Consider the following 13,127-nt stretch of genomic DNA (forward strand, 5'->3'; position numbering starts at 1 on the left):
ATGACGATTAGGTACACACGCAATAATGCCTCGCAGGAATGACATAAAGGAATGATTAAAAATTTTGTACATGAAATCTAATAGCTTTAAATAGTTACTTAATATTTCATTTTTAGGGAGTAAGGAGCGACTTTGGAAAATATTTTACCGACTACCGGTATTTTAGTTACAATAGTGCTGATTAAGAAAAAGGAAGGAATAACATTTCCTTTAACCATAATTAATTGCTGCTTGGTATCAATATTACCTGTCATAGTAAAATCAAAGAACGGTCCATGTGCTTCCGTATCAAAAATTGTAATTATATTTCCTCTATAATTAAATTTACCGCTCATATCTTCAAATAAAATATGTTTATTATTAGTTATTGAACTAAGAAAACCCGGCAACGAAACAAAGGAAACAAGCCGTGTTAAAAAAGGAGTATCGACTACCGTAAAATGTTTTATAGAAAATTTGCCGTCTAATATTGGCACTATTTCACCTTTTTTTACTTCATATCTTTTTGTATTTAAGTTGATGTTAATTTGACCGTTTTGCATAGTGGTATACATTCCAAGTCCCTTAAGCAATGCTCCGGCATTATCGGATTCAATGAACCATTGTTCAAAAGTTTCCTTAGCAGTAAGCGACATCTTAACTTTTTTATTATCAATATTAGCATTTAGAAAGCCGGAGAAACACCGCACTTTATCACATTTAATTGCTAAATCAAGATTACCTAGAATTATATTATTCTTTAAAAGTATTTTTGATATATTAGTTTTTAAATTAATATTACGTGTAGAATCTCCCGCTTTTTCTAAAAACTGCATCATATTAGCATTTGATAAATCTAATCTGTTTCCATAAAGTGTCGTATTAAGATTATGGTTATCTATGATTATGTTTCCTTTTAAATCCGTATGATTATGTTTAACAGAGGCTAGATTAATATTATAAATATTGTTCTTAATTACGGCATTACCGTTAATTTTTAGATTATCCTGCCCTGAAAGGTTAAATACAATATTTCTATCGAAATTTTTATCATTTAATTTAGTATATAAATATAAATTGGCTTTTTTATATAATTTTTTATGAATAGATACTTTATCTATATAAAATTCTAAATTATTAAGATTAGAATTAACGGTAATAAAACTCTCATTAGTATGCTGTTTTTTATACTCAAAATTTAAAACGGTGCTGCCTGAAATTAATTTAAATACTCCAAATCTTTGATTATTTGCCGCAATATTGCTTTTTATTTTAAGTAAACACTCATTATTTTTATCCGATATATCATGATCATAAGTAAAGCTGCTTGCATAATTATTAATGTTACCTTTACCGCTAATATTTAGTTTATTATCTTTAAAACTACCTTTGGCTTCACCGTTTTGTAATAGGATATTATTGTCTAAGGTGTTAAAAGAGATATTTGTTAATGTCGACAAAACATTATAGCTATTAGGGATATTGGGGCTAATAGGAATTATTAGCTCTATTATTGAATTTGCCGTTCCTTTGATTTTTTTAAGATCAATATTTTGAGCTTTAATATTTTGATATGCATCATTTGGAACAAAGGCAATTAAGTCATTAATTTCACCTTTAGCAGTAGCATTAAAAACAAATTGTGATTTATCCAGTCCTTCCCATTTGAAAGTCATAATACCGTCTGAAACGACACTTTTACCGCTATATGCTTCATTAATTAGAAATTTTATTTCCGGTCCTGAAATGATTATATTAGTATCAACTTTAGTCAAAGGTGGTAAATCTGTATGATATTTATATTCAAAATTCGAGATATGTAAATTTGCTTTTAAATTATCTTCTACTAAAATATTTTTTTTTAAAAATTTTTTATCTAATTTAATATTTAATTCTCCGTTTTGGATGTAACCTTGTTTTATATGTTCTCGTAAATATGAGATTATAGGATTATCCGGAATGATTTTTTCGACTGTTTGATAAATTATTAAAGGCATATTTGCGGCAGCTGCACTTGCATCGATATTTTTATCGGTTATTATACCGCTTAGTGATAAAAAAGCTTTGTTCCCAAAGGTGAGTTTGCAATTAACAGTCTTTGGATTATATTTAGAATAGGTGGTTTTATATGAGCATAAAGCATTTCCTAGAGGTAAGTCTGCTCCTTGCTCATCAGTTAGGATATCACTTTTTATTGAAGTTAGTCGTATGTCGGTTAGGGAATTTTTTTTAATTATATTTAACGAATAATCACCGGTCGTTGAAGTATTTATAATCTCTTCATCGTTATTTGAAATTACGGAAATTTTATCGATATTAAAATTAGCCTCTATTAACGAATTAGAGAAGAAGTTTTTGAAATTAAAGAAAAGATTAAAATCGTTAATTTCTCCTCTAGCATTATCTATAAGACTTAAGGAAATTTTATCTATGGATAATTGGTTTTCTTTAAATTCTAAATTATGTAGTACAGCCTTTATATCATTTTTACTTAAATAAAATTCAATTATTTTTTTCAAAGGTTCATTTAAGTGTCCTTTATTTGCACTATAAACAGTTAGAGTTATAGCCAAAGATAATGAAATCAGAATTATAAAAATACTAATAAAGGTTTTTTTAATAAAATTCATTTGAGCTTGTAAATCTATTGAAATATGATAAAAGCTTTATATACTCGGATAGAACTGCAAAAATTGGCTACGTCATCCTACAAGTACTCCGGTACTCACGTATTAAGTATACGCTCTGTTCCTCGTCTTGTGGACTCCTTGCACTTTTTGAAATTGAGCTTCGTCTATACTACTCTTCATTTATTTGAGGTATACACTTGGAATATAACGTATAATTTAAAAATTTAATATAAAAATCACAAAAAATTATGAATATTACATTTATCGGTAGCGGATATGTGGGATTAGTCTCAGGTATTATTATGGGCTATTTAGGTCATAATGTTACTTGTCTTGATAATGATGAGGTTAAAATATCCAAATTAAATAAGCAAATATTACCGATTTATGAAGCTAAACTTGATGAGTATCTTAAGCAAGCTTTAGAATCTGATAGGTTAAAATTTACAAATATTTATAATAATGAACTTCAAAATGCTGATGCAATATTTATTACGGTCGGTACACCTTCAAAAGGGTTGGGAGAAGCGGATTTAAAATATGTTTATGATGCTATTGATAAAGTTTTCGAGCATATAAATAAAGATTGTTTAATAGTCATAAAATCTACCGTTCCGCCAGGTAGTTGCAGTAATATTATAGCTTATTTAAAATCAAGAGGCTTTTCATTTAATGTTGCTTCTAATCCTGAGTTTTTAAGAGAGGGTAGTGCGGTAGAAGATTTTTTATATCCTGATCGTATAGTTATCGGTGTAAATAATAAAGAATCAGAGGAAATATTGCGAAAAATTTATGCACCTTTACAAGGTGTAAAGTTTGTGGTTACCGATTTAGTGACGAGCGAACTTATTAAATATGCTTCAAATAGTTTCTTAGCTACCAAAATTGCTTTTATTAATGAGATGGCTGATTTATGTGAAAAAATCGGCGGTAATATTAAAGATTTATCTAAAGGTGTAGGACTTGACCAAAGAATCGGTCAAAATTTTTTAAATGCAGGACCTGGTTTTGGCGGTTCGTGCTTTCCAAAAGATATTCTAGCATTAAATAATCTTGTAGAAAATCATCATATAGATTGTAGGATTCTTGAGGCAGTAATTAAAAGTAATAAGCAGCGTCCAAGTAATATGGTAGATAAAATAGCTACTTTGTTAGACGGAGATTTAAAAGGTAAAAATATAGCAATTTTAGGCTTAACATATAAAGCAGGAACAGATGATGTAAGAGCAAGCCCTGCCATCGCAATTGTAAAGATCTTATTAAATAAAGATGTATATGTTAAAGCATTTGATCCTATCGGTCTTGAAAATGCTAAAAAGAATTTGGAACATAAAAATTTGCTATATTTAGATTCAGCAGTTGACGCCTGTAAATCAGTAGATATTATAGTTATTGCAACTGAATGGTCAGAATTTAAAGAACTTAATTGGCAAGAAATTTATGATTTAGTAAAATCCCCGATAATCATTGATTTTAGAAATATACTAGATAATGAAGCAATGAAAAAAATCGGTTTTAGATATTATGCAGTCGGAAGTAAAATTTAGTCTTGTCGTTAAGGCTTCCGATGTTATTCCCGCCTACGCGGGAATAACATAAAAAGTCTACGGGAATGACATAAGGAGTCATACAGTAAGACAATAAACTTTAATATTAATTTAAAATGCGACCTGAATTTATTCATTTAAGAACTCAAAGCTCTTATTCTTTTCTAGAAAGTGCATTAACGATTGAGAAGGTAGTAGAACTTGCTTCATCGAATAAAATGCCTGCTATTTGTTTGGCAGATAAGGGAAATTTATTCGGCTCATTAGAGTTTGCATTATGTGCAGTAAAAAAAGGACTGCAGCCGATACACGGAGTTATTCTAAATATAAAATATGATATAGATATTTTTGCTCAAATTTTGCTTATAGCTAAAGATGAAACTGGTTATAAAAATTTACTCAAACTATCAAGCCTTACTTTTACTAAAAATGATCGTAAGATATGCGATCACATTGGTTTTGAAGATTTAATCGAATATCAAGAAGGATTAATAGGATTATGCTGTTATACCGACGGTATTGTCGGAAAATGCTTGCTAGCTCGCAACGAGGAGCAAGCGATGCTATTTGCACGTAAATTACAGGAAATTTTAGGAGATCGTTTTTACTTTGAGATTATGAGACATGAGCTACCGGAAGAACAGTTTATTGAGGATAGTTATATTAGAATTGCTGCCGAGCTTGCTATTCCGCTTGTTGCTACTAATAAAGTTTTGTTTAGTGAGAAAAGCATGCATGATGCACATGATGTATTGTTATGTATATCAGCCGGTGTTACTAAAGAATATCTGGATCGAAAAACAGTTAGCGAAAATTGTTATTTTAGATCACCGCATGAGATGATAGAGCTTTTTTCCGATTTACCTAGTGCCATCCAAAATACCGTGAATTTAAGAGAGCGTTGTTATTTTGCCGCACATGCAAACCCGCCGATGCTGCCTAATTTTGCCACCAAAGATATTAGTGAAACGGATTTAATTAAAAAAGATGCAAAAGAAGGGTTGCTTGCAAGGCTTGCTACAAAGTTTAAATCTGAAAATATTGCGTTAGAGAATCAAGAAGCATTGAAAACCGAATATTTTGCTCGTCTTAATTATGAGCTGGATATTATCTGTAATATGAATTTTGCCGGTTATTTTTTGATTGTATCTGATTTTATTAAATGGAGTAAAAAAGAGGGTATTTTAGTTGGACCGGGTAGAGGATCGGGAGCAGGCTCGGTTGTTGCTTGGAGCTTGCTTATTACTGATCTCGATCCGATTAAATTTGGCTTATTATTTGAAAGATTTTTAAATCCTGAACGTATTTCAATGCCTGATTTTGATATTGATTTTTGTCAGGAAAGGCGTGAGGAAGTAATTAATTACGTACGTTCCAAATACGGTAATAATAGAGTAGGACAGATTATAACTTTCGGTAAGATGCAGGCAAAGGCTGTAATTAAGGATGTTGCTCGTGTGCTTAGCTTACCTTATAAATTCGCTGATTATCTAACGGAGCTTGTCCCTTTTAGTGCAGTTAATCCAGTTAGCTTAGAACAGGCAATGCGTGAAGTTCCGGAGCTTGCAAATGCCGCTAAAGGTAATGGGCTGTATAATTTAGACGGTGAAGCAGAGTTAATTAAGTTAGTGATTGATACTTCGTTAATTCTTGAGGGGCTGCATAGGCATTCCTCAACTCATGCTGCAGGAATCGTAATAGCAGGTACTGATTTAGTCGATATAGTACCGGTATATAAAGATGCTAACTCCGATATGCTGGTAGTCGGTTATTCTATGAAATATTCCGAGATTGCCGGTTTAATTAAATTTGATTTTTTAGGGCTACAAACCCTAACGGTTATTACCGATTGTAAGAAACTGCTTAAAGAGCAAGGGATAGAAGTAGATTTTAACAATATGACGTTTGATGATAATAAGACTTATCAAATGTTGTGTAAAGGTAAAGGAGTCGGCGTTTTCCAATTTGAAAGTATCGGGATGAAAGATGCACTTAGACGCCTTAAACCTGATTCTATACATGATTTGATAGCTCTTGGTGCGTTATACCGTCCTGGTCCTATGGAAAATATTCCTACCTATATAGCTTGTAAGCATAAATTACAACAGCCTGATTATTTACATGAGCTATTGCAACCAATCTTAGAAGAAACTTATGGAGTGGTGATATATCAGGAGCAGGTACAAAGAATTGCTCAGGTTCTTGCAGGTTATACGCTAGGAGCTGCCGATTTACTTCGGAGAGCAATGGGTAAGAAGATAAAAAAAGAAATGGAGGAGCAGGAAGAAATTTTTGTTAAAGGAGCAATTGCTAATAATATTTCGGAATCTCAAGCTAAATCCATTTTTGCGACCGTGGCTAAATTTGCCGGATACGGTTTTAATAAGGCACATGCTGCGTCTTACGGTGTTATTTCATACCAAACTGCATATCTTAAAGCTAATTATCCTGCTGCATTTTTAGTAGCATGCTTAAATCTTGAATTGAATAATCACGATAAAATTAATTTATTTTTACAAGAAGCAAAAGATAACGGCATAAAAATTATTGCACCTAATATTAATATTTCTGAAGGGTATTTTAGTGTAAAGTTTTCGGACACTGTCATCCCGCATAGCGTAAAGCCTGTCATCCCGCGACTTGATCGTGGTATCCAGGAAATTTCAAAAGATACCGTGGTCAAGCCACGGTGTGACATCGCGGGTGCAATAATCTTCGCCTTAGGTGCTATTAAGGGAGTTACGCCGAATTTCGGTAAGTTAGTAACGGATGAGCGAAAAGCAAGAGGGGCGTTTAAATCAATTACTGATTTTATTGAAAGATTACCCCCAAAATCTATTAACAGTAAATTATTGGAAAATTTAATCAAGTCAGGCTGTTTTGATGAGCTGCATGATAATCGATTGCAATTATTGTCAAGCATTCCAAAATTGCTTTCTTATTCAACTGCATATCACGAAGAGCAGGAATCTAATCAATTTAGCTTAATTAAAGTTTCTAGTTTAAGTCCAACTATTTTAGTATCAAGCGATTATGCCGATAAAAATACTTTAGCCTTTTATGAATTTGAGGCTATGGGTTTATTTATCTCTAATCATCCTCTTACGGAATATCAAGAAATATTTAGTCGTTTAAATATTTTAAATATTGCGGATTTGCATAATAACTTACCTGATGGTACTAACCGAGTAAATCTTGCCGGTGTAATACAAAAAAAGGATTCTCGTATGTCGGCAAGAGGTAGGTTTGTGACGCTCGTGCTTTCCGATCCTGAGAACATCTTTGAACTTAGTATTTTTAGTGAGGAAGTTTTAAAAGATTATGTACATTTACTTGATGTTAAAAGTTTGGTAGTTGTTAACTGTGACATAGTTAAAGATGAGGGAGGAATAAAACTAACGGCAAAAAGCTTTTCATCAATTGAGGATGCAATTAATAATAAACAATTTGAACTACAGTTTTATCCACAAAATCATGAAGAATTACAGCAGATAGTAACCTTGCTTGCAGCTCGTATAAATAATGAAGATCAGAGTAATGCTAAAGCTACAATCTATTTACAAAGCGCAGATGTAAAAAATTTTGTAGTAAAAATTACATTACCTGAAAAATTCTTGCTCCAAGGGCAAGATTTTGAGATTTTAAAAGGATATAGTAAATAGCGTAGTTGTTGAGTGGTTCGGTTTTCCACTGTCATTCCCGCAAGGCATTGTTATGTGGATATCGGGTTGTCATTGTGAGCAGCCATAGGCTGCGTGGCAATCTCATGAAATAATAACAAACTTGAGATTGCGGACGTACAATGACTTCGTAATTTTCCTCGCAATGACGAAAAAACCGAACTATGAAACAAAGCCAATGCCTCGCAGGAATGACATCGAAACCTTGAGTCAACTTTTTATAGGCAATACCTGAATTGACAGTAAAATGAATCTATAATTGATATAATTGAGTAATATTCTTTGATGTTTTTTTACCGCTAAATACTGCATTATTATTTTTATTATCGCTAAGTTCCATATATTTTGTTAGTCGATGTTTGTCTGCTATTAACTTTGCTTCTTTTGCTAAATTGATATTTTGCTCAAGATTTGGGTCTTTAATTAATTCTTTAAAATAATTACTTATGGATTTTAATCCCAATTTTCTCGTTAATTTACTTAAATACTTATAAAATTTATTTTTGATAGTTTGTTTTTTAGGTTCTGAATTTTTATTGAATGTATTATTGGTTTTAACTTCTTATTTTTTATCTTCTAATACTCCTGTATTAATTGATCTTTTGGTGTTTGATTTAGTTTTGAATTATCTGCTCTTATCCCAGCACCGGCATTATATATATACGATAATTTTTTCCGTTTTCTTTAGAATATTTTATAACATTTGTATGTAATCCTGTATTAGTAGGAGCATTAGAATATGATAAATATGCTTCTCCGGTTTTTTGCAGTTTATCATATATTTCATTTGTAGTTTTTTCTAAAAATTTTTTTAACTGTTCTGCTGGTGGTAATTCAGTTGAGCTAGTTAATTTACGTAAAAAGGATTGCTTATAAATCGCATCTAAGCCATCCATAAAATGGTCTAATTTTTTACCTGTATTTTCGTCAGGATTTAAAGCTTTATACGCTTAGCCGTTATAAAATGAACTGAGCCTAAATTATAATCTTTTGTGGATTTATCATAGGTACGGGTATCGTCAAGCATTTCGCAGTACTGAGTTGCTTTTGCTGCATACTCATATTTCCGTATGTTATTTAAGGTTTGAGTGATATTTTCATAATGTTCTTTCAGCTTATTTTGGTTATTCTTGTTTAGAGCAGTATTTGTAAGTTGATTATCATAATTTTCTAAGTTACCGAACTTTCTATTATTATTTACATTCTCAACCATATTTTCAACTAATTAGTTAAGCAGGGATCACAATAATCATGTATTACGAATAAATGTCAATAATTACTCACCTCAATATATCTACTTTATCTAATTGTTCCCATGTAAAATTTGCGTCTTCTCGGCCGCAATGACCGTAAGAAGCCGTTTTTTGATAACATGGAGTGCGAAGCTTAAGATGTTTAATAATTCTTCCTGGACGCATATCAAAATGCTGTGTTATGAGCTTAGTAATTTGTTCGTTGCTTAATGTGCTAGTACCGCAAGTTTCAGCATAAACAGATACGGGAGCAGCTACGTCTATTGCGTAGGATATTTGTATTTCACAGCGATCGGCAAGTCCTGCTCCTACTATATTCTTAGCAATATAGCGTGCCATGTAAGCAGCCGATCTATCTATTTTTTGTTGGATCTTTTCCAGAAAAGCAACCGCCGCCGTGTCTTGCCATTCCTCCATAGCTGTCCACGATAATTTCCCTACAGGTTAAACCGCAATCTGCAACGGGACCGCCTATAACAAACCGACCCGTCGGATTAATTAGGTATTTAGTGTCTTTATGAAGTAAATTGCTTGGTAATGCCTGTTTAATAATTTCTTCCATTACTGCTTCAATAAGGTCTTTTTATTGTATTTCCGGATGATGCTGAGTTGATAAAACTACTGTATCAATGGCAATTGGTTTATTATTTTCATATCGTAACGTGACTTGAGATTTTGCATCGGGTCTAAGCCAAGACAAGATATTTTGTTTACGTAAATATACTTGCCTTTTCATTAATAAATGAGCGTAGTAAATCGGTGCGGGCATGAAACTATCCGTTTCATTACAGGCATAACCGAAAACCATACCTTGGTCTCCTGCACCTATTTCATCGTCATTTGCATTGTCAACACCCATAGCTATATCGGGTGATTGTTAATGATAGCTGAAATTACGACACAACAGCTACCGTCAAATCCATAATTTGGATTATTATAGTCGATTTCTTGTATCTTGCTACGTACTATTTGCTCAATATCCACATAGGTACTAGGCCGCTCACTAGAACTAGACCGGTTGTTACAAATGTTTCACAGGCAACACGACCGTTAGGGTCTTGTTTTAGAATCTCACCAAGTACCGTATCTGAAATTTGATCGACAATTTTGTCCGGATGTCCTTCAGAAACTGGCTCAGACGTAAATATAAAATTTTTCATACATTACGCTCCTTTTAAAATTCTTCAAATGTTATATTAATATATGATTTTTTATATGCTTATTTTATCAAATATGTATGCTGTATTATATGTTGAAGTTATTTTTCTGGATTCCCGCTTTTGTGGGAATGACAGCAAGTCATGCAATAACGCCGCCTTTAGCTAGGAATGATACACCTTCAATGAATTTCCATCCAGTTATTACCTGCTCTAATTTCGGTTATAATCGGTACAGCCATATTAGTAGAATTTTCCATGATTTTTTTAATAATAGGTGTTATAATTTCTACTTCATCAATCGGTGCTTCAAATAGTAATTCATCATGAATTTGCAGTACTAATCTTGTTTTAAGTTTACGTTTTTCTATTTCTTGATCTAGATTGATCATAGCAATTTTAATTATATCGGCATTAGTTCCTTGAATCGGAGCATTAATAGCCGCACGTTCTGCGAATTGTTTAAGCTTTTTATCATGAATTAGAGGTACAAAACATTTTCTGCCAAAGCAATTTGTGACATAGCCGTTGCTACTTGCAAAAGCTTTTGTTTGCTCCATATATTCTTGCACTCCTTTATATTCAGCAAAATATTTCTTGATATATTCGGATGCTTCGCCGTTAGTAACGTTTAATTGCTTAGCAAGCCCAAAAGCACTTATACCGTAAATGATACCAAAATTTATAGCTTTTGCTTTACGCCTATGTTCGCTAGTTAGTTCGTGTTTTTGTAAGTTAAAGATCTGACAAGCAGTTTGAGTATGGATATCGTCTTTATTGATAAATGCTTGTTTTAGTGCATCTATATTTGCGATATGGCTTAATATTCTAAGCTCAATTTGAGAATAATCGGCAGATATTAATTTATAACCTTCTTCAGCAATAAAAGCTTTTCTGATTTGATTCCCCTCACTAGAGCGAATAGGTACATTTTGTAGATTAGGTTCCTGTGAGCTAAGTCTTCCTGTAGTGGTAGAAGTTTGTAAAAATGTCGTATGTACTCTATGTGTTATATTATCTATCTGTTTCGGCAAACTATCGGTGTAGGTATTCTTTAATTTTGTTAGTTGCCTCCATCTTAATAACAAATCTGCAATATTATATCCATGCTCACTAAGTTTTTCTAGTATTTCCGCTCCCGTTGAGTAAGAGCTTGCTTTAGCTGAAGCTTTACCGAAAGGTAATTGCATTTTTTCGAACAAGATTTCGCCTAATTGTTTTGGCGAACCAATATTAAATTTAGTTCCGCTAAGAGCAAAAATTTCTTCTTCAAGTTTTAGAATTTCTGTTCCAAATTCAGCGGATAATTGTTTTAGGTAATTAGCATCTACTGTAATACCCACTTTCTCCATTTTATCTAAAATAAAACAAATAGGTAAATCAATGTTGCTATAAAGTCTAAAGGTTTTGTTGTCTTTAAGTTCCCATATAGTTTGCTTATAAAGTGCGATAAAGTTTATTACTATTTTTGCTGATGCGATAATTATATTTTCTATCCAAGTTTCTTTCAAAACTTCTTTAAATAAATTTTTCTGTGATAAACCAGCAGATAATGCATACTGCATTAATTCTAAATCTTCTATAGCCGTAATGTCATGAGATTGGTTTGCATAAAATTTAAGTAGAGGTTTAAGAGAGTAAGTAATTTTTTTTATGGATTTATCGGTTAGTAAATTGAAGATTATATCCGAAAACCAGTTGTTATTACTTTTAGTATTATAAGAAAATAGATTATGAGAAGTGTTTGAAATTTTAATAATATAGCTTTGGTTTTGCAGTGATAAAATAAAAGCAAGATTAGCTCCTTTATGCTGTAATAAATATATCCCGAATATTCCTATTTTCGTGGCTTCTTTAGCAAAGTCTGCTAACTCATTAGCATTATTAATTTCTTTTATTTCCGTTACTTTATTATCTGCTATCTCTTTGTGGTCGTTAATTTTAATATCCAATAAATTTTCTACTCTTTTATATAAAGATCTAAAACCGTATTCCTGTAAAAATCCTGTTAATTTATCGCTATTTGGAGGTGACCATTCTAAATTATTTAGCTGAAAATCTAAATCAACATTAGAATTAAGCCCTATTAACTGCCATGAAATTAACGCCGCTTCTCTTGAATTTTGTAAAGTTTCACGTTGTTTTACGCTTGAGACTTGGTCTAAAGAGTTAAATATATTTTCTACAGAACCAAATTGTGTTATAAGACTACTTGCAGTTTTTGGTCCAATAGATGGTACACCCGGAATATTATCCGATCTATCGCCGATTAAAGCCATTACTTCACGTAATTTATCAGAAGTAGTGCCAAATTTTTTAACCACATCATCCTCCGTAATATATTTCCCTTTTAACGGATCATATATCTTGATGTTTTCAGTCATTAGCTGTAATAAATCTTTATCGGAAGAGATAATGACTACATGTGCGCCAAGTGCAGCAGTTTTAGTAGCAAAGGTTGCGATAATGTCATCGGCTTCATAACCGTTCTTCTCTAGAATAGGAAAATTTAAGTTACTTGCAACATCACGAACTAAAGGTAATTGTATAATTAAATCTTCAGGGGGTGGAGGGCGGTTAGCTTTATAGTCGGGATAAATCTGATGGCGAAAATTTTTCCCGCCGCTGTCAAATACTACAGCGACATGTTTAGGCTTAAAGTCGCTCAGTAATTTTAGCAGCATTGAAGTAAAACCGTAAAGAGCACCGACAGGCTCGCCTTTTGGTGAAGTTAAAGGCTGTTGTGCATAATAGGCTCTAAAAACAAATCCGTATCCGTCTATGAGCAATAAGGTATTTTTTTGAGTCATTTTATGATTTTATTTTTAATTAGATCGTCATTGCGAGGAAATTACGTAAGTAATTGACGAAGCAATCTCAG

General features: G+C 32.3%; 7 protein-coding genes and 1 pseudogene. 2 read left to right on the forward strand and 6 right to left on the reverse strand.

Going from position 1 to position 13,127, the window contains the following annotated elements:
- Positions 1-98: 98 nt before the first annotated feature.
- Positions 99-2,609: a YhdP family protein gene (locus tag RSIB_RS01940; RefSeq protein ID WP_004997378.1), complete on the reverse strand. Its 2,511-nt coding sequence runs from the start codon at positions 2,607-2,609 to the stop codon at positions 99-101.
- Between the two features lie 248 nt (positions 2,610-2,857).
- Between RSIB_RS01940 and RSIB_RS01935 the strand changes: the two genes are divergently transcribed.
- Complete coding sequence (locus RSIB_RS01935) at positions 2,858-4,156, forward strand: UDP-glucose dehydrogenase family protein (RefSeq protein WP_004997379.1); 1,299 nt, start codon at positions 2,858-2,860, stop codon at positions 4,154-4,156.
- A gap of 116 nt (positions 4,157-4,272) precedes the next feature.
- Positions 4,273-7,818, forward strand: coding sequence for a DNA polymerase III subunit alpha (gene dnaE / locus RSIB_RS01930; protein WP_004997380.1), 3,546 nt, complete (start codon positions 4,273-4,275; stop codon positions 7,816-7,818).
- A 271-nt stretch (positions 7,819-8,089) separates the two neighbouring features.
- Here the strand turns inward: dnaE and RSIB_RS01925 are convergent, their stop codons facing one another.
- From RSIB_RS01925 to polA, 5 genes and pseudogenes are all read right to left on the reverse strand, one after another.
- Positions 8,090-8,299 carry a hypothetical protein gene (locus RSIB_RS01925; protein ID WP_004997382.1) on the reverse strand — a complete coding sequence of 70 codons (210 nt, stop codon included), beginning with the start codon at positions 8,297-8,299 and terminating at the stop codon, positions 8,090-8,092.
- Positions 8,300-8,471: 172 nt separating this feature from the next.
- The gene (locus tag RSIB_RS01920; RefSeq protein ID WP_004997384.1) at positions 8,472-8,732 is read right to left on the reverse strand and encodes a hypothetical protein; all 261 of its coding nucleotides are present in this window, start codon (positions 8,730-8,732) and stop codon (positions 8,472-8,474) included.
- Positions 8,733-8,770: 38 nt separating this feature from the next.
- The gene (locus tag RSIB_RS01915) at positions 8,771-9,049 is read right to left on the reverse strand and encodes a hypothetical protein (protein ID WP_004997385.1); all 279 of its coding nucleotides are present in this window, start codon (positions 9,047-9,049) and stop codon (positions 8,771-8,773) included.
- 67 nt (positions 9,050-9,116) lie between these two features.
- Positions 9,117-10,249, reverse strand: a pseudogene (metK, locus tag RSIB_RS08750) (methionine adenosyltransferase).
- Positions 10,250-10,428: 179 nt separating this feature from the next.
- On the reverse strand, positions 10,429-13,056 hold the full coding sequence (polA, locus tag RSIB_RS01910) for a DNA polymerase I (protein WP_004997386.1): 2,628 nt from the start codon (positions 13,054-13,056) through the stop codon (positions 10,429-10,431).
- Positions 13,057-13,127: the final 71 nt, after the last annotated feature.

The sequence above is a fragment of the Rickettsia sibirica 246 genome (assembly GCF_000166935.1).
Lineage (GTDB): Bacteria > Pseudomonadota > Alphaproteobacteria > Rickettsiales > Rickettsiaceae > Rickettsia > Rickettsia rickettsii.